The 18,668-nt window shown below is 55.0% G+C and carries 16 protein-coding genes, 3 tRNA genes and 1 other RNA gene; 7 read left to right on the forward strand and 13 right to left on the reverse strand.

Annotated elements, in window-relative coordinates:
• Positions 1-83: 83 nt before the first annotated feature.
• Positions 84-836 (forward strand): 2,3-diphosphoglycerate-dependent phosphoglycerate mutase, encoded by a 753-nt coding sequence (gene gpmA / locus QNH99_RS15535; protein WP_063878813.1) that lies wholly within the window; start codon positions 84-86, stop codon positions 834-836.
• 58 nt (positions 837-894) lie between these two features.
• Here the strand turns inward: gpmA and aroG are convergent, their stop codons facing one another.
• A complete protein-coding gene (gene aroG, locus QNH99_RS15540) occupies positions 895-1,947 on the reverse strand; it encodes a 3-deoxy-7-phosphoheptulonate synthase AroG (RefSeq protein ID WP_096012139.1) in 1,053 nt (350 codons plus the stop codon).
• Positions 1,948-2,241: 294 nt separating this feature from the next.
• On the opposite strand from aroG, the gene QNH99_RS15545 reads away from it, so the two are divergent.
• The 4 genes from QNH99_RS15545 to zitB all read left to right on the forward strand — a co-directional run bounded on the left by QNH99_RS15545 (position 2,242) and on the right by zitB (position 7,265).
• The gene (locus QNH99_RS15545; protein WP_145395023.1) at positions 2,242-2,595 is read left to right on the forward strand and encodes a YbgS-like family protein; all 354 of its coding nucleotides are present in this window, start codon (positions 2,242-2,244) and stop codon (positions 2,593-2,595) included.
• Positions 2,596-2,696: 101 nt separating this feature from the next.
• The gene (locus QNH99_RS15550) at positions 2,697-3,278 is read left to right on the forward strand and encodes a LuxR C-terminal-related transcriptional regulator (RefSeq protein ID WP_410516895.1); all 582 of its coding nucleotides are present in this window, start codon (positions 2,697-2,699) and stop codon (positions 3,276-3,278) included.
• Positions 3,260-6,331 (forward strand): ATP-binding protein, encoded by a 3,072-nt coding sequence (locus QNH99_RS15555; RefSeq protein WP_410516896.1) that lies wholly within the window; start codon positions 3,260-3,262, stop codon positions 6,329-6,331. Before QNH99_RS15550 ends, QNH99_RS15555 begins: the two co-directional genes overlap by 19 nt.
• Positions 6,309-7,265 (forward strand): CDF family zinc transporter ZitB, encoded by a 957-nt coding sequence (gene zitB, locus QNH99_RS15560; protein ID WP_109717176.1) that lies wholly within the window; start codon positions 6,309-6,311, stop codon positions 7,263-7,265. Before QNH99_RS15555 ends, zitB begins: the two co-directional genes overlap by 23 nt.
• On the opposite strand, the gene pnuC is transcribed toward zitB, so the two are convergent.
• The 3 genes from pnuC to QNH99_RS15575 form a co-directional block, all read right to left on the reverse strand.
• Positions 7,259-7,981 (reverse strand): nicotinamide riboside transporter PnuC, encoded by a 723-nt coding sequence (pnuC, locus tag QNH99_RS15565; protein WP_063878807.1) that lies wholly within the window; start codon positions 7,979-7,981, stop codon positions 7,259-7,261. The two genes, zitB and pnuC, sit on opposite strands and share 7 nt — an antisense overlap.
• A gap of 25 nt (positions 7,982-8,006) precedes the next feature.
• Positions 8,007-9,068 (reverse strand): quinolinate synthase NadA, encoded by a 1,062-nt coding sequence (gene nadA, locus QNH99_RS15570; RefSeq protein WP_063878806.1) that lies wholly within the window; start codon positions 9,066-9,068, stop codon positions 8,007-8,009.
• A gap of 133 nt (positions 9,069-9,201) precedes the next feature.
• Complete coding sequence (locus QNH99_RS15575) at positions 9,202-9,708, reverse strand: methylated-DNA--[protein]-cysteine S-methyltransferase (RefSeq protein ID WP_096012134.1); 507 nt, start codon at positions 9,706-9,708, stop codon at positions 9,202-9,204.
• A 158-nt stretch (positions 9,709-9,866) separates the two neighbouring features.
• On the opposite strand from QNH99_RS15575, the gene QNH99_RS15580 reads away from it, so the two are divergent.
• Positions 9,867-11,309 (forward strand): AlkA N-terminal domain-containing protein, encoded by a 1,443-nt coding sequence (locus tag QNH99_RS15580; protein WP_410516897.1) that lies wholly within the window; start codon positions 9,867-9,869, stop codon positions 11,307-11,309.
• 127 nt (positions 11,310-11,436) lie between these two features.
• Positions 11,437-13,272, forward strand: coding sequence for a methyl-accepting chemotaxis protein (locus tag QNH99_RS15585; protein WP_283355897.1), 1,836 nt, complete (start codon positions 11,437-11,439; stop codon positions 13,270-13,272).
• Between the two features lie 171 nt (positions 13,273-13,443).
• On the opposite strand, the gene QNH99_RS15590 is transcribed toward QNH99_RS15585, so the two are convergent.
• From QNH99_RS15590 to tolR, 9 genes are all read right to left on the reverse strand, one after another.
• Positions 13,444-13,576, reverse strand: a non-coding RNA gene (locus QNH99_RS15590) — RtT sRNA.
• Positions 13,577-13,619: 43 nt separating this feature from the next.
• Positions 13,620-13,695 (reverse strand) — tRNA-Lys (locus tag QNH99_RS15595).
• A gap of 54 nt (positions 13,696-13,749) precedes the next feature.
• Positions 13,750-13,825 (reverse strand) — tRNA-Lys (locus tag QNH99_RS15600).
• Between the two features lie 60 nt (positions 13,826-13,885).
• Positions 13,886-13,961, reverse strand: a tRNA-Lys gene (locus QNH99_RS15605).
• A 166-nt stretch (positions 13,962-14,127) separates the two neighbouring features.
• Positions 14,128-14,931: a cell division protein CpoB gene (cpoB, locus tag QNH99_RS15610; protein WP_063878802.1), complete on the reverse strand. Its 804-nt coding sequence runs from the start codon at positions 14,929-14,931 to the stop codon at positions 14,128-14,130.
• Positions 14,932-14,940: 9 nt separating this feature from the next.
• Positions 14,941-15,465 carry a peptidoglycan-associated lipoprotein Pal gene (gene pal, locus QNH99_RS15615; RefSeq protein WP_063878801.1) on the reverse strand — a complete coding sequence of 175 codons (525 nt, stop codon included), beginning with the start codon at positions 15,463-15,465 and terminating at the stop codon, positions 14,941-14,943.
• 52 nt (positions 15,466-15,517) lie between these two features.
• A complete protein-coding gene (tolB, locus tag QNH99_RS15620; protein ID WP_063878800.1) occupies positions 15,518-16,813 on the reverse strand; it encodes a Tol-Pal system beta propeller repeat protein TolB in 1,296 nt (431 codons plus the stop codon).
• 115 nt (positions 16,814-16,928) lie between these two features.
• Complete coding sequence (gene tolA / locus QNH99_RS15625) at positions 16,929-18,200, reverse strand: cell envelope integrity protein TolA (RefSeq protein WP_410516898.1); 1,272 nt, start codon at positions 18,198-18,200, stop codon at positions 16,929-16,931.
• A 26-nt stretch (positions 18,201-18,226) separates the two neighbouring features.
• Positions 18,227-18,655 carry a colicin uptake protein TolR gene (tolR, locus tag QNH99_RS15630; RefSeq protein WP_014606291.1) on the reverse strand — a complete coding sequence of 143 codons (429 nt, stop codon included), beginning with the start codon at positions 18,653-18,655 and terminating at the stop codon, positions 18,227-18,229.
• Positions 18,656-18,668: the final 13 nt, after the last annotated feature.

Here is an 18,668-nt window from a genome sequence, read left to right on the forward strand (position 1 = left end):
GTAGAACGCAATTGGTCAGCCAACGGGCTGGCGACAGCAGGTTTCCATTATCTCAGAAACATCAAGTATTAAGGAGTTAAGCTATGGCTGTAACTAAGCTGGTTCTGGTGCGACACGGCGAAAGCCAGTGGAACAACGAAAACCGCTTCACCGGATGGTATGATGTAGACCTTTCTGACAAGGGCCGTACCGAAGCTAAAGCAGCCGGACAGCTGCTGAAGAAAGAAGGTTTCGTGTTTGATTTCGCGTACACCTCCGTGCTGAAACGCGCCATTCACACCCTGTGGAATGTGCTGGATGAGCTGGATCAGGCCTGGCTGCCCGTTGAGAAATCCTGGCGTCTGAATGAACGTCACTATGGCGCGCTGCAGGGTCTGGATAAAGCAGAAACCGCCGCTAAATACGGCGACGAGCAGGTAAAACAGTGGCGCCGTGGCTTCGCGGTAACCCCGCCAGAGCTGGATCGTAGCGATGAGCGTTTCCCTGGACACGACCCGCGTTATGCTTCGCTGAAGCCTGAGCAGCTGCCGACCACCGAAAGTCTGGCCCTGACCATCGAACGCGTCATTCCTTACTGGAACGAATCCATTCTGCCGCGTATCAAAAGCGGTGAGAAAGTGATTGTTGCTGCACACGGCAACTCACTGCGTGCCCTGGTGAAATACCTGGACAACCTGAGCGAAGATGAGATTCTTGAACTCAATATTCCGACCGGCGTACCGCTGGTTTATGAGTTCGATGAAAACTTCAAACCGATCAAACGCTACTACCTGGGTGATGCTGACGAGATCGCAGCAAAAGCCGCAGCCGTGGCGAATCAGGGTAAAGCGAAGTAAGTTTTGCTTCTCTGTAAAAAGGGCCAGACACTGTCTGGCCCTTTTTTATTGCGCCCTGTTAACCGCGACGCTGTTTGACCGCATCGGCCAGTTGACGCAGCACCTTCTCGGTATCGTCCCAGCCAATACAGGCATCCGTCACGCTCTTGCCGTATACCAGCGGTTCGCCGCTTTCCAGGCTCTGATTCCCTTCAACCAGATGGCTTTCAATCATCACGCCGATAATGCCGCGCTCGCCATTGATCATCTGTTGCGCCACATCATCTGCTACCAGCATCTGTTTCTGAAACTGCTTGCTGCTGTTGGCATGGCTGAAGTCGATCATCACCTGCTGCGGTAAACCGGCTTTTTCCAGACCGGCTTTAACTGCACTGACGTGCGCGGCGCTGTAGTTCGGTTCTTTACCACCACGCAGAATAATATGGCAGTCGCCGTTGCCGCGGGTTTCCACGATCGCAGAGTGCCCGTATTTGGTGACTGACAAGAAACAGTGCGGTGAACTGGCGGAGTTAATGGCATCAATCGCCACTTTGATGGTGCCGTCCGTGCCGTTTTTAAACCCGACCGGGCAGGAAAGACCAGAAGCCAGTTCGCGGTGAACCTGCGATTCGGTGGTGCGTGCGCCGATCGCGCCCCAGCTCATCAGATCGGCAACGTACTGCGGCGTGATCATGTCCAGAAACTCGCCAGCGGCAGGCAGACCAGAATCGTTAATCTCTACCAACAGCTTACGCGCCAGACGCAGGCCGTCGTTCAACTGGAAGGAACCATCCATATAAGGATCGTTGATTAGCCCTTTCCAGCCGACGGTGGTACGCGGTTTTTCGAAGTAAACGCGCATCACGACTTCCAGTTCACCCTTAAGCTGTTCCCGCAGGGTTAACAGACGCGCAGCATAGTCTTGTGCGGCTTCGGTATCATGAATGGAGCAAGGCCCAATCACCACCAGCAGACGATCGTCTTCACCTTTCAGAATCTGGTGAATCGCCTGGCGAGCCTGCGAAACGGTCTGCGCAGCACGGTCGGTTGCAGGGAATTTTTCCAGTAAGGCTACGGGTGGCAGGAGTTCTTTGATCGCTTTAATGCGTAAATCATCGTTCTGGTAATTCATACTCATTCCATATAATTTCTGGCCCGGCGCCCGCCGGACACAACCCAGCCAATGTAGCCCGAAGCGCACGGGGTGTAAATTCCTGATGAACGTATAATGTATGCGTGAAATTTGCATAAATGGGTTATGCGTCTAGACTTTTAAGGGTAACCACTGAGGAACGGTGACTTACTTTTATTAATACCTGTCTTTAAGCTAACCAGCGAAATTTTATTTCGCTCAGGGCGCTTTTTCTCTGAACCAAACATCGCAGCGGGTTAGAGACAGCAAATATCATTTATTAACGGGAGCATAATGATGAATAAGTTTGCAATAATTTTTCTGACGGCAGCAATGACTCTGGGCAGTGGCGCAGCAATGGCTGCTAACGGAAACTCTAACCAGGCCGCCGCCGCAGGCGCAGTAGCTGGCGGTGCTAACGAGAACCTGCCACCGAACAAAGTCGATAACAGCAAAATTAATAACACAGGCACCGAGAAATCGTCTCCGACCGCTGACAGCATGTCCAGCAGCAAACATATGACGGCTGACGAGATTGATAAGAATAGCCAGTGTAAAGACGGTAAATGCCCTGATATGAACAAAAAAGTTCATACCAAAAAAGGTGGCGGTCACGTTAATACCAAAACCGACGGCACCACGCAGTAAGACCGGACGGTTGAGTTGATAAGGAGAGCCTGGCTCTCCTTTATTTTATCCTGCCGTAACTTCCGCTATGCTGAGCCTGTTAAATTAACAGGGAAATGTTCATGGCCTCACTGCTTCTGATTGACGATCATCCACTGGTTGAAGTAGCACTTGAAGCTGCGTTGGCTAAATCACCGATTCCCATGCAACTTTTTTCCGCCAGCAGCGAACAGTCCGCCCGCCCTTTTCTGCAATTGCCACCCGATATTATCGTGCTGGACATCGGCTTACCCGATGGTGACGGGCTGGAGATCTTGCGCCGCCTGAAAATCCATTTACCCGACTGCCCGGTTCTGATTTATTCAGCCCAGCAAACCCGCCATTACGTCAGGCGAGCCCAGGCGCTGGGTGCCGCTGGCTATGTGGTGAAGAGCCAGCGCATGGAGCAGTTGCTGAGTGCGATTCTGGCGGTGCTCGGTGGACATGCCACCTTCCCCGGCTGTCCCGACGAGCCGGAACTGCCGTTAACCAGTAAAGAACGTCAGATACTGGCTTTGCTGGCCAGTGGATTATCCAACCTGCAAATTGCCGAACGACTGCATATCAGTAACAAAACCGTCAGCACCCATAAAAAGAACATCCTGGAAAAGACCGGTGCCCACTCTGTGGTTGAGTTAGCCGATTTGTGGAAAGCACAGCAGTGATACGCTGGCTGCTGCTCCTGCTGCTCTTTACCTCGCTGGCCTACGGCGACGTGCGCCCCGTCAGCAGCATCAACTTGCCCATGATGATGCCGGTGAAAGGTGCCGAGCTGATGCAGGGCAAAGTGCTGCGAGTCGGTCTGCTGGAGGAGAATAACGCCCCCTGGACGATGCTGGTCGGTAAAGACCTTTATGGCATCGATGCCGATTACCTGGCGGCGCTGCATCAGTTAACCGGTGCGCAGTTCACGCTCCGTTTATATGCCACTCAGGCAGACTTATTGCGCGCGCTGCACGACGGACAGATTGATTTTGCGTTGGGAATGATAGCCCCGCCTTTACCCATGAATACGCTGGCCAGTGACAGCTGGTTTAGCAGCCCGTTGCGCATTTATCGTAACCAGCAGAACCAGCGTGCCGTGATGTTCAACAGTCATAATGCCCAACTGGCAATCAGCCAACTCACGCTGGCACAACTGCCACCGGCGCTGGCAGCCCGCCATCAGTGGCGCACCTACGGCAGCGATCTTCAGGCGCTCTATACGTTGCTGAATCAGCAGAACGATTATGTGGTGGCAGATGAAACCAGCGCCGGTTTCTTGCTAAGCCAGTTACAGCAGGGGCAAATTTATCAGATTGCCTCCGGTATCGATGCCGGACAGCTCAACCTGCGCGCCGTCGCACGCGATCCGGCGCTTATCGAGTGGCTGAATCAAAGCCTGCGCCAGCTTCCCGCCGAGCTGATGAGCACCCTGCAGGCGCGCTGGAGCAGCAACCTTCCCCGCTATCAGGACACGCAGACCCTGATGCTCAGCGCCAGCGAGCGCGAGTGGATGACGAACCACCCGATCGTTGCCTACGCGGCTGAAGCGGATAACTATCCCTGGAGCTACCGTGACAGTAACGGCACTGCCCGCGGCTACGGGATCGACCTGCTTAACGCCATCGCCCAAAGCACCGGATTACGTTTTACCCCGCGCTGGGTCAGTAACCCTCAGCAGGCTGCCAGCCTGCTGGCTCAACATCAGGTTATGTTGCAACTGATGCAGCCGCTTAACGGCGAAACCCAAAGCACCAGCCTGCCCGTCTGGCGCGCGCTGTGGGGCATTTATATCCGCCAGCCAGCTGGCTGGTCGCACTGGAGCGATGTGGCAGGCAAGCGCATAGGTATTCTGCAGGATGACCTGGCGCAACGCCTTATCCCTGAGAATATGCAGGTTCAACGTTATGTTGACCGAAACAGCCTGTACGATGCGCTGGCAGCCGGTCAGATTGACGCCTTAGTCGATAATGTGCTGTCCGCGCGCTGGCGGATTGCCAGTCGTAACGATCCGCAGATTCATCTGGCCTTTGCCGCCAGCGATATTGCCTGGCCCATTGCGGTTGGCATCGCATCCGATCAACCCGTACTGCGTTCACTGCTGGATCGCGCGTTGCAGCAGATCCCCGTCGAGACACAAAATCAGATGCGCGATCGCTGGTCAATGCCACCTCAGCCTGGCAGCGTTACCGCCATGCGCGTCCTGCCGGTAGCCGTTCTGGTGGCGGCCGGTGTTGCCATCGTTATTTTGCTACTGCTGCTTGCCCGACGTTACTGGCAGCAGCGGCGCGATCGCCAACAACGTGAGCAGGCCGAACGCGCCAACGCCATGAAAAGCCAGTTTTTAGCCACGGTCAGTCACGAGCTGCGCACGCCCATGCAGGCGATTCTGGGCTTGCTGGAGCTGGAAAAACAGCAGCGTTCCAGTGAAAATCTGCAGCTTCTGCACCGTAGCGCGCAGTCACTGATGACGCTGCTTAACGATCTTCAAGATCACGCCCGTATTGAAAATAACAGCTTTACCCTGTCGCCGCGTCCGCTGGCGCTGGCGCCGTGGCTGGCGCAGCAGCGCCATTTTTATCATCCGTTGATGCGCCCGGACGGCCCGCGTCTGCAGGTTGAAGCGCTGACGCCACTGCCTGACGCGGTGATGATGGATGCCGATCGCCTGCAGCAGGTGGTGAACAATCTCATCACCAACGCATTTAAATTTACCCGTCAGGGCCTGATTCGTCTGACGCTATCGGCCACGGACATGCTGCAGCTAACCGTCAGCGACAACGGCAGCGGAATCCCGCTGGAGGAGCAGCCTAAACTGTTCGATCCCTGGTATCAGGCACCCTCGGGTAAAACCGTATCGGTCCAGGGCAGCGGTTTAGGGTTGTTTATTTGTCGGGAGATGGTGCAACGCATGGGTGGCGATATTTCCCTGCATTCTGTGCCTGGCAAAGGCACGGAGGTGACCATCACCCTGCCGCTGATCCCCTGCGATCGGCTTCCGGATAGCGATCCAACTGCCCTGCCGGGCTTTCCTGGCCTGCGCGTGGCGGTGGTAGACGATCATCCTACGAACCTGATCGTGATGGAGCAGCAGCTTGCCCGCTTCGCGATTCAGGCGGATTGTTTTGAACAGGGTCGCGACCTGCTGCTGGCCGATGCGCAGCGCCCTTACGACCTGCTGTTTATCGATCAAATGATGCCGCGCCCTGATGGCACGCTCCTGTTGCGTCTGTTGCGACGTCGCCAGCGTCAGCGCGGCGGCGTGCAGTTACGGGTGCTGTGTTCTGCCGACGCCCAGTTACTTAACGTGCAGTTGGGTGAGCATGAACGCGTGCTGATTAAACCGGTACAGCTACAGGATATCGGCGAGGTGCTGACGGCCTTTCATGACGATCCACTGGCATCACTAGATGACAACCTGTGGCAGCTGGCGCAGCAAAACGAGAAATTTCTTAACCGCCTGGGCAAAACGTTACGTGATACCCTGGAGAAGGACCTGGCACAACTGCACGCCGCACATCAGGCAGGCGACGCTATGCAGTTAGCCGAGTCAGCACACCGTATGAAAGGAAGCTGGCTTTTGATAGGTATTGAAGAAGGGGCAACGCTTTGTCAGCAGCTGTCGGACAAGGCGAAGCAACATCAGGCTCTCTCCGCTGAGTGGCAATTGCTGATATCATTGACCGACAGGTTATTACTCAAACTGGAAACATATGGCACACACGCACTCTCATAGCGGTCAGGACACCAACCGTAAGCGCCTGATGGCGGCCTTTGCCGTGACGGCCATCTTTATGGTGGCAGAAGTCATTGGCGGCTGGATTTCTGGCTCACTGGCCCTTCTGGCCGACGCCGGTCATATGCTGACCGATGCCGCTGCGCTGCTGATGGCCTTACTGGCAGTCCAGTTCGCTAAACGCAAACCCAGCGATCGTCATACTTTTGGTCTGCTGCGGCTCACCACACTGGCAGCCTTTGTTAACGCCATTGCCCTGATCCTGATTACCCTGCTGATCGTCTGGGAGGCCATTGAGCGCTTTTCCCATCCGCAGCCAATCACCGGCGGCCTGATGCTGGGCATCGCCATTGGCGGTTTGCTGGCTAATATTCTCTCGTTTTGGCTGCTGCATCACGGCAGTGAAGAGAAGAACCTGAACGTGAGGGCGGCAGCCTTACATGTGATGGGCGACCTGCTGGGTTCGGTTGGTGCCATCATTGCCGCGGTGATCATTCTGCTCACGAACTGGACGCCCGCTGACCCCATTTTATCGATTCTGGTGTCACTGCTGATACTGCGTAACGCCTGGGCATTGCTGCGGGAAAGTTTTCACGAACTGCTGGAAGGCGCACCTGATTCACTGGACGTGAATCAGCTCAGACGCGATCTGAAGCGTCAAATCGCCGAAGTGCGCGATGTTCATCATGTGCACGTCTGGCAGGTAGGCGAGAAGCCGGTATTAACGCTGCACGTGCAGGTTATCCCGCCACGGGATCATGACGGCCTGCTGCGCCGCATTCACACTTACCTGCACGACCATTACCAGATTGAACATGCGACGGTACAGATGGAGTTTCAGCCCTGTGTCGGACCGGATTGCGCACTGAACACGCCGGTGATTGAGGGTGCTCACCACCATCACGAGCACGGTGAGCACGCGCATCATCACTGAGCAGACAGCGCACGAGAACCCTGTTTTCGTGCGCTGATTATCCACATCCTTGAGCCGTTCAGCGCAATCAATGTCAAAATGGCATATTCCAGCGCCATGGCGTAAACCCCCTGGCGGGCAAAAATCATCACGCTAATCACGTTGATAATCACCCACAGCAGCCAGTTCTCCACGTACTTCCGCGTCATCAGCACCATGGCCACAATCGACAGCACCATCAGGCAGGAATCCCAGAACGGAAACGCATCCGGCTGCAGTGTCGGCATGGCCACGGCAAAGCCCGCCGCGTTCATAATGGCGACCGTAATTCGGGTAAGAAATGCAAATACCGGATCGATATACACCGTCATTAAGGCCACCGCGATGACGCAGCCAACAGCCCAGCCGATGGCTTTTGTCCGCGGTAACCAGCGTATGGTTAACGCCGCCTGATTGTCAGATGTTTGTCGACTCCAGGCGTACCAGCCATAGACATTGGCCGCGAAGAAGAACAGCTGTAGCAGCAGGCTGGCGTAGAGTTGGATCTGGAAAAAGATCACCGCAAACAGCGTGACGTTGATCAGACCAAAGGCGTAGTTAACAATCTTTTCCAGGCTGGCCAGCCAGATGCACAGCAGGCCAGCGAGCGTTCCGACGGCTTCGATCCATGACAGATCGTACCCCGTGGCGCCAAGAGGGATGTGAACCAAAATATTCTGCGTGCTAAAAAAATCCATATGAGGCACCTGTTAACGACGCGCGTTACGCGTTTCCTTTCACGTTATGTTTAAGATCTGCCGCAAAGGATAGCATACGGTTAAGCGGCACCAGCGCGGCTTCCCGCAGGGCCGCCTCCACCTGAATCTCATGAGCCTGACCACCGGACTCCAGCGCATCGGCGATGGCTTTCAGGCCGTTCATCGCCATCCAGGGGCAGTGCGCACAGCTGCGGCAGGTGGCGCCCTCACCGGCTGTTGGCGCTTCCAGCAATATTTTGTCGGGCACCGCCTGCTGCATTTTATAAAAAATGCCGCGATCGGTGGCGACGATCATCTGGGGATGGGGCAAGGTTTTAGCGGCCTGAATCAGCTGGCTGGTTGAGCCAACCGCATCGGCCAGATCCACGATGGCCTGGGGCGACTCGGGATGAACCAATACCGCCGCATCGGGATACAGCGCTTTCATCCGCTGGAGCGCCTGGGTTTTGAACTCGTCATGGACAATACAGGCACCCTGCCAGCATAAAACATCGGCGCCGCTTTTCTGGGTGACGTAGCGCCCCAGATGCCGATCGGGTGCCCAGATAATTTTTTCCCCCAGGCTATCCAGATGTTCTATCAATTCCACGGCAATGCTGGAGGTGACCACCCAGTCGGCGCGCGCTTTTACCGCCGCCGAGGTATTGGCATACACCACCACCGTACGATCGGGATGGGCATCACAAAAAGCGTTAAATTCGTCAATCGGGCAGCCCAGATCCAGCGAGCACTCTGCTTCCAGCGTGGGCATCAGTACCGTTTTTTCCGGGCTGAGGATTTTGGCCGTTTCCCCCATAAACCGCACCCCGGCCACCAGCAGCGTACTGGCGGTGTGATGGCTGCCAAAACGCGCCATTTCGAGCGAGTCAGAGACACAGCCGCCGGTTTCTTCTGCCAGGGCCTGAATCTCCGGATCGGTGTAGTAATGCGCTACCATCACGGCATTGCGGGCTTTCAGCAACGCTTTGATTTTTTCCCGATAAAAGGTTTTTTGCTCGTCGTTCAGCCGGGCAGGCTTGGGCGGAAAAGGATAAACCGCGTTTTCAGGATCGAAGATTGTACTCATGACACCGCTCTCGTTCTGTAAAATTAACGAAAATCGCCAGTTATGGCTTAACAGGACGTAAATACTGCCATCGTGTTTTATATGCTAAACACGATAGCGGAAAAGCGGCGGAGTGTCGTGTTTTATTTCGCGGTCATGTTGAAGAGAGCCCCACCAGGCCCGGCTGTGGTGCTTCCAGCTGGAGTAAAAACGCTTTTACTGCCAGCCCGCCTGCAAAACCGGTCAGTTTGCCGTTGGTCCCAATGACACGATGACAGGGCGCGACAATCGACAACGGGTTTCGACCGTTTGCTGCCCCCACCGCGCGCACCGCGGCAGGATGACCAATCTGCTCGGCAATTTGCCGATAGCTGCGCGTTTCGCCAAAAGGAATGTTCAGTAATGCCTGCCACACTTTTATCTGGAATGCCGTGCCGGCGAAATCCAGTGGTAACGTAAAGCGCTGGCGCGTCCCTGCAAAATATTCGCGCAACTGGGTTTCCGTTTCCTGAAGCACCGGATGGTTATCGTCCCGCTCTACGGGCGATAAGCGAGGATGCCTGCGTACTTCGTCTTGCCACAAAATAGCCGCCAGGCCACGATCGCTGGCAATCAGCGTCAGCTCTCCCACCGGGGTTGTTACAGGTTTGCAGTAATACATGCTGTTCCTCCCATCACAATTCTGTCTGGCATTATCGCATTTTTTTAGCGCTAAACTGGCTGTTTTCGGTCATTACAATAAACTGATGTGCTGTCCGAAAACAGCCAGTCAACCCTTTCTGCCAGCGCTACGCTGTCGCTATTTGCCGGAGAGAAACCATGTTTGATCCAGATACGGCTTACCAGGCGCTAACGTCGCGGGATACGCGTTTTGACGGCGTATTTTTTGTTGGCGTAACCTCAACCGGCATTTACTGTCGCCCGATATGTCCGGTTAAGCCGCCGATGAAAAAAAACTGTCTGTTCTTCAGCAGCGCGGAAGCCGCGGAGAAAGCCCGTTTTCGCCCCTGCCTGCGCTGTCGTCCTGAGCTGGCACCGGGCAATGCGCCCGTAGACAATTCGCACAGAGTGGCCGATCGCCTGGTGCAGCGCATCGAAGAAGGTTTGCTGGAAGAGCATACAGGGCTGGACGATATCGCCACCGAGTTTGGCATCAGCGCACGTCAACTGCGCCGGATTGTGCACCAGGAGCTGGGCGTTACCCCGCTGGAGCTTAAACAGACACGTCGCATGTTACTGGCTAAACAGCTGTTGACCGAAACCACCCTGTCGGTGACCGATATTGCCTATGCCAGCGGTTTTGGCAGTTTGCGGCGCTTTAATGACGTATTCCAGGCCCGCTATCGTATGACGCCGGGTGCTTTACGTAAAACGGCTGCGCAGTCCGTTCAGCAGCCTGGCGATACCATGCAGTTACAGCTCAGCTATCGTCCGCCTTACGACTGGCAGGCGATGCTGGATTTTTTGCAGTTACGGTTGATGAAAGAGATCGAGAGCGTTGAGGGGCAAACCTATCGACGGACCGTCGTGCTGGGTCAATATCGTGGCTGGGTCAGCGTGTCGAACCTTCCGGCTAAGCAGGCGCTCAAGGTCGAGTTCACCCCGTCTCTGACGCCCGTGCTGCCAGCGCTACTGCGCCGCCTGCGCGATCTTTTTGACCTGAACGCCCAGCCACAACGCATTGCTGCCCACCTGCAGCAGGACCCACTGCTGGCACAAAGCCTTCATGACTTTCCCGGCCTGCGCGTGCCCGGTGCGTTCGACAGCGTTGAAATGGGCGTCCGCGCCATTCTGGGCCAGCAGGTCACCGTTAAAGCAGCGACAACCCTCAGCAGCCGGTTTGCCCAGGCATTTGGTGAGCCTTGCTCGACGCCTTTCGCGGACCTGTCTCGCTACTCTGCCCAACCGCAGCGCATTGCGCAGGCGACGGTCGATGAGATTGCCAGCCTTGGCATTGTCAGCGCACGCGCCAGAGCGATTCTGGCCTTCGCTGACGCCTGTGTGGCGGGCAGCTTACGGTTTAACGCCACGCTCACGCCTGATGACATCATGGCGCGTCTGGTGGCACTTCCGGGCATTGGTCCCTGGACGGCCCATTATATCGCCATGCGCGCTCTGCGCTGGCCGGATGCGTTTCCAAAAGAAGATATCGCCATACGGAATAACCTGGGTGGCCTGACGCCCAAGGCCGTAGAAGCGCGTTCACAGCAATGGCGTCCCTGGCGCAGCTATGCTGTGATGCATATCTGGAAAAGCCTGTGATGATCGCGCAGCAATTTTGCGATTACGCATAATCAGAAAAATAACCGCATCCTCACTAAACTCCTGCGCCGGACAACCGATAACCAATTTGGCTTAACATCGTTGACATGGGCAGGAGGCAGCAGTCATGGCGTTGCGGTTAGAAAATACAAAAATAGCGCATAAACTCAGTTTGGGATTTGGACTCGTTTTATTGTTAGTCGTGGGATCGGGCAGTATTAGCGTATTACGCTTTAAAAACATCCATGACGTTTATGAACAGAGCAACGTGATTTACGACATCAACATCGATGTATTCCAGGCAAAAATAAACCGGCTGAAACTGCTGTATGGGGATGAAAAAGCGGGAAAAGTCATGGCAGATTACATTGCTCATGCCTCTCTGCTCACCCAGGATGCTCAGCAGTACCCGTGGCAGCCGGAACAGCAAACCCAGCTTCAGGATATCGCCAGCCAACTCAGCCACTTTCAGAGCAGTATCACCGCGATGACGCAAGCCATGCAGGCGCTGGCGGCAACGGGAAAACAGCTTGATCAACGCAACATGCAAAGCCAGTCAACACTGTATGAAGCGTTGATTAAGACCCAGGTGACTGATGCCAGCGTGCTGTTCCAGCAACTTCTTGCCATCAGCCAGTTACGCGACCAGCTTCAGTTACTCCGTTACGATCCCGCCAATGCTGCTGCGCTAGACGTGCAGCTTCAACAGCAATCCAACGCGATTCAGTCCAGCATCACGGCCTTGTTGCCGCAGTTGCCGCCAGAAGCACAGACGCAGCTGAACGCATTATGGAGCGCGACTCTCGACGTGAAGCAACTCAGTGAGCGTTATGCAGCGGGCTTTCGTGCCCTCAACGTGGCGGAGAGCGCGGTTAAAGTAGACGGCGATAAAAGCAGTGCCATTATCAAAAATATTCTGCAGCAGATGAAATCGCAAAACAGCAGCCTGACCAACGGCGCTATCAACCTGACGCTACTGACGGTGAGCATTGCGGTGCTGCTGGGCATCCTGATCGCCTGGCTGATTAGCCGCCAGATTACACATCCGGTGAGAAGAAACCTGATGCTGGCAGAGCGTATCGCCAGCGGTGATTTAAGTGCCACTATCACGCCTGGCGGCCGTGATGAGCTGGGCAAACTGGCGGGGGCAATGGGAGCAATGAATCACCGTCTGCGGACGATTATTCAGGAAGTGCGCGACAGCGTCTTCACCGTCTCCCAGGCGGCGAGCAGTATCAACAGCGACAATCACAACCTTTCTTCACGGACTGAGCAACAGGCCGCGGCCGTGGTGCAGACCGCGGCCAGTATGGAGCAGTTGACTGTTACCGTTAAGCACAACGCCGACAACGCCCGCCATGCCAGTCAGATAGCGGCTGAAGCCTCTCTGCAGGCTGAACAAGGCGGTGCCGCGGTCAGCGAAGTCGTGCAAACCATGGGCGACATCTCGGCCAGTTCAAAGAAAATTGCCGAAATCACCGCCGTCATTAACAGCATCGCGTTTCAGACCAATATCCTGGCGCTTAATGCGGCAGTTGAAGCGGCACGTGCCGGTGAACAGGGGCGCGGATTTGCGGTGGTGGCCAGTGAGGTACGCAATCTTTCGCAGCGAAGCGCTCAGGCAGCAAAAGACATTGAACGCCTGATCAGTGAGTCAGTCGGTCAGATTACCGAGGGCAACAATCGTGTGGCGCGTGCGGGTGAAAGAATGGGACAGGTGGTGAATGCCATTTCCCGCGTCAATCACATTGTCGGTGAGATCTCTTCTGCTTCTGACGAGCAAAGCCGCGGTATTGAGCAGATTGCCCGTGCAGTATCGGAGCTGGACAGTACCACGCAGCAAAATGCCACGCTGGTCTCCGCGTCTGCCCTGTCCGCTACGGCGTTGGAAGATCAGGCACTGCGGCTTGAAACGCTGTTAAAACAGTTCAATCTGGAGCCGGGTCAAGCGATACAGCGCTAAGCGACTCGCAGTAACACCATGATTACAGGCGCCCGTTGGGCGCTTTTTTTATGGTATTAACGGTGAGGTCGCCCACTGGGTAAGGCTGACCTGCTGCAGGTTCTTATCCTGCATGTTTGACTGCGCAGCCTACAAACGAAAAGAGCGCCCAGAGGGCGCTCTTTTCTGTATTGGTGGGTCGTGCAGGATTGCCTCGGCCCGTTCGGGCCTCGCCCTTCGGGTGATGCTGGCGCATCAGCCTGAATCGCTGCGCGATTCAGTCGAACCTGCAGCAGGTTCTCATCCTGCACGCCAGACATCGGAGTGCAGAAACGAAAAGAGCGCCCGGTAGGCGCTCTTTTCTGTATTGGTGGGTCGTGCAGGATTCGAACCTGCGACCAATTGATTAAAAGTCAACTGCTCTACCAACTGAGCTAACGACCCGCTCGGGGCTTACAACCGCTCAAACACATTCACCAATGATGCCTGAGATTAAGATGGTGGGTCGTGCAGGATTCGAACCTGCGACCAATTGATTAAAAGTCAACTGCTCTACCAACTGAGCTAACGACCCATCTTAATGGTTGTGAAGCAATACTGAAGGTTCTCTTGGGGAACAACGTCCTGCGGGAGATGGTGGGTCGTGCAGGATTCGAACCTGCGACCAATTGATTAAAAGTCAACTGCTCTACCAACTGAGCTAACGACCCATCTTCAGGCTTGCCAGACACATCTGCAATGTGTCCCGGCAACGGCGGCATATATTACTGATTTACCGAGGTAGCGCAACCCTTATTTTCTGTTAAGGGGTTCAATTGCCTACCTTTCATGCGGCAAGACCAGAAATCACACGATATCCGGTCAAACCTGCACAAATTACATACCAGACAAACGTTTTTGCGCCTGCTTAGCAGATTCGGTATCCGGGTAAAGTTTGATCACCTGTTGATAAACGGCTTTGGCTTTCGCCGTGTCGTTTTTCTCCTGCATGATCACGCCAACCTTTAACAACGCTTCAGCAGCCTTGGGGGATTTTGGATACTGCTTCACCACCGTGGCGTAATAATACGCCGCGTCGTCTTTCTTGCCTTTGTTATAAAACAGTTGTCCCAGCCAGTAATTGGCATTCGGCTGATACGTCGAATCCGGGTAGCGCTTCACCCACGCCTGTAGCGCAGTGATCGCCTGGTCGTACTGTTTTTTCTCCAGAATAAGCGCGACAGCAGCATTGTAATCGCTGTTGGCATCGCCGCTCTGGACCGGCGCACTACCACCGGCTGCAGCTGCACCAGACTCCGTGCCAGAGGCTGCAGCACCTGCACCGGCGTTATCGCTGGCACCGGCGGCTGGCTGACTGGCATTGCTGTTGTTGCTGCTCAGACTGTCGATCTGCTGATAGATCTGCTTCTGGCGCTCAACAACCTGGTTCAGCTGATAGGTATTTTGCTGGATTTCCCCACGCAATGAGTCGATATCCCGCTGGTTATCGCTCATCTGCTGCTGCAGTTGCTGCATCAGCTGTGCCTGGGCATTTGAGATTCTTTCAAGACTGGTGACACGGTCTTCGACCGAGCCGGAGCCAACGCTACTGATTGACGCTTGGGCATTAGCGGCCCAGGGGGCCGCTACGCCAATCAGTAACGACAGACTCAACAGGTGATGTCTGAAGTTACTAACCATGTGATTCTCTTAGTATACCAGTACGGCACGACGGTTTTTAGCGTAAGCCGCTTCGTCGTGGCCCAGAACGGCCGGCTTCTCTTTACCGTAAGAAACGATAGACATCTGATCGGCTGACACGCCTTTACCTTGCAGGTACATCTTAACGGCGTTAGCACGACGTTCGCCCAGGGCGATGTTGTACTCTGGCGTTCCGCGCTCATCCGCATGACCTTCGATAGTCACTTTGTATGATGGGTTGCTACGCAGGAAGTTAGCGTGCTGATCCAGCATCTGAGCGTAGTCAGACTGAACATCAAATTTGTCCAGGCCGAAGTAAACGATGTTGTTCTGTTGCAGCTGTTGCATCTGCAGACGCGCCTGCTCATCAGAAGACATGTTACCGTTGCCGTTCATGCCTGAGTTCGCACCGTAAGCGCCATCAGCACCTGCGCCAGACTGGTCGTTGTTGTTATTTTTGTGTGAGCTACACGCCGCAACTGCCATGATTGGCAGAGCCAGCATTAAACCCTTCAGTACTTTGTTCAGTTGCATTTGAAAATTCCCATTATTGTTTATTTTTTTGTAATGTCAGAAAGCTCAAACATTACAGGTACGGCGACCAGGCAGGAAATTTGACCTGTCCATCAGTTGCCGGAAGACGCGCTTTGAAACGACCGTCAGTGGAAACCAACTGCAACACAGAACCCATACCCTGAGTAGAGCTGTAGATTACCATGGTGCCATTGGGTGCCATGCTCGGCGTTTCATCCAGGAACGTGTCCGTTAACGTTTGAACGGCTCCCGTTACCAGATCCTGTTTGGCGACGTGTTGAGCACCGCCACTGGTGCTAATCATCACCATTGATTTACCATCGCTGGCCACATCAGCATCCTGGTTTTGAGCACCTTCCCAGGTAATACGCTGTGGTGAACCACCATTGATACCAATCTTATAAATTTGTGGTGCGCCAGCCTGATCAGAGGTGTAAGCCAGAGTCTGGCTATCCGGGAACCAGGTCGGTTCAGTACTGTTGTAGCGACCGTCGGTGATCTGGCGAATCTGACCCGAGCCCAGATCCATCACGTACAGGTTGAGGCTGCCGGTTTTCGATAACGCAAACGCCAGCTTAGTGCCATCAGGCGAGAACGCCGGTGCACCGTTGTGACGTGGGAATGAGGCAACCTGACGTACCGCGCCGTTAGCGAGCGTCTGAATAACCAGCGCTGACTTACCGCTTTCAAAGGTCACATAGGCCACTTTGCTGCCGTCTGGCGACCAGGCTGGTGACATCAACGGCTGCGGTGAGCGATGCACGACAAACTGGTTATAGCCGTCGTAGTCGGCAACGCGCAGTTCGTAAGGGAACTGACCACCGTTGGTCTGCACGACATAGGCGATACGGGTACGGAACGCACCTTTAATGCCCGTCAGCTTCTGGAACGCTTCATCACTGACGGTGTGCGCCGCATAGCGTAGCCACTGTTTAGTGATTTTATAGGAGTTTTGCGCCAGCACGGTGCCCGGTGCACCTGCAGTATCGACCAGTTGATAAGAAACCTGATAGCTGCCGTCGGCGTTTTGCTGAACCTGTCCTACCACGACAGCATCAATACCCAGCGCACTCCATGCAGCAGGCTGCACTTCCTGGGGGCTGGTCGGCTGCTGTGGCAGACGAGAGCGGTCGAGCGGATTGAATTTACCGCTGTTACGCAGGTCAGCCGCGACGATGCCACCGATATCTTCCGGTGCCGCGCCTGAGCCAACCCACTTGAACGGAACCACACCGATTGGACGCGCGCTGTTTACGCCCTGGGTGATTTCAATGCGAACCTCTGCATGCAGCATCGCTGCCCACAACAGGATAAAAAAGCCTAACGTTACGCGAAGAGCTTGCTTCATTTTATCTCCCTTATCTGAACCTGAGTCCGCGATAATTGGCACTGTTCCTGAAAACCACGAGTACAACTAGAGTACGGCAAGCTAACCATAGATCAACCTGCCGCAGGTTACTGCATTATTGCGGTCTGAAACGCATCGGTGCGTTTTTAAACACTTCGTACACCGCTTGTGAAGGCGGTTTCGGAATGCGTGCCTGCTTCGCCGCTGCGATTGCGGCCTGGCAGAGAGCCGGATCGCCCCCTTCTGATTTCACATCAATCAGCATACCGTCAGGCGCTAGTTTAATACGTAAGTCACAGCTTTTACCGCTATAAAGATCGGCATCGTAAAAACGGCTCTGAATAGCACTGGTAATCTGCCCAAGATAAGCATTCACCTCGGCCCCAGAGGCACCCGCTTTTTTCTGGTTGCCCTGCCCGGCTGCTCCACCGGACGCTCCGCTTTTCGGCGCATTCTTACCGGACGCTAAGCCGCCCAGCAAATCATCAACGTCGCTGTCATTGGCTGCATCCGCTGCGGCTTTGGCCTTGGCCTCCGCTTTGGCTTTCGCGTCTGCTTTTGCTTTCGCGGCAGCATCGGCTTTGGCTTTTGCTGCGGCTTCCGCTTTTTCTTTCGCTGCTTTTTCTTTGGCTTCCTGAGCGGCTGCGGCTTTGGCTTCAGTGGCAGCTTTGGCTTCAGCGGCCTTGGCTTCTTTAGCCGCTTCCGCTTTAGCCTGCTTGGCCGCTTCCGCCTTGGCCTGTTTAGCGGCCTCGGCCGCTTCGGCTTTGGCCTGCTGTTCAGCCTGCTTCTTCGCTTCTGCTGCCGCGGCTTTCGCCTGTTGCTCGGCCTGCTTCTTCGCCTCTGCTGCGGCCTGCTTAGCGTCTTCCTGAGCCTTTATTTTCGCGTCAGCGGCCGCTTTGGCCTGCGCATCGGCTTCCGCTTTAGCATCCGCTTTGGCTTTCGCTGCAGCCGCTTCTGCGGCTTTCTGCTGTGACTCGGCCTGTTTCGCGGCGGCTTCCGCCGCCTTCTGCTGTTCAGCCTGGGCTTTCGCCTGCTGTTTCGCGTCTTCCTGTGCCTGTAAGCGCTCTTTTTCCAGCTCTTTCAGCCGCTGCTGTTCAGCCGCCTGTTTCTGCTGTAGCTCTTCGGCCTGCTGCTGTGACTGTTTCTGGCGCTGCTGTTCCGCGCGCTGACTGTCACTTTGCTGATTCTGCTGACGATTATATTGATCAACCACCGCACCGGGATCGACCATCACCGCCTCGATATCGCTACCGCCGCCACCGCCGCTGGCTTCGATATGCTCATTAAACGAGCTCCATATCAGCAGGGCAATCAGCACGATATGCAGAATCACCGAAATGATTATCGCGCGCTTTAACTTTTCGTTTTGCTCGGTTGCCTTCGACACACTCGGTTCCCAAAAACGGTTCGACTTTAAATCGGCTGCGTCATCAAACCGACAGATTTAACCCCAGCCTGATGCAACAGGTTCAGCGCCTTAATGATTTCATCATAAGGCACCTCTTTCGCACCGCCGATCAGAAAGACAGTTTTCGGATTCGCTTCCAGACGACGTTGCGCTTCACTAATCACCTGTTCCGGTGGTAGCTGCGATAAACGATCGTGATCCACTACCATGCTGTATTGGCCGACACCCGACACTTCTACAATCACGGGAGGATTATCATCGCTGGAAACCGTTTTAGAATCCGTCGCATCCGGCAAATCCACTTCCACGCTTTGGGTTATGATTGGGGCTGTCGCCATAAAGATCAGCAACAACACCAGCAGAACGTCCAGCAGCGGAACAATGTTGATTTCCGACTTTAGCTCGCGGCGACCGCGACCACGCACTCGGGCCATCATTTACCTCTGT

The organism is Pantoea allii (genome assembly GCF_046529425.1).
Taxonomy (GTDB): Bacteria; Pseudomonadota; Gammaproteobacteria; order Enterobacterales; family Enterobacteriaceae; genus Pantoea; species Pantoea allii.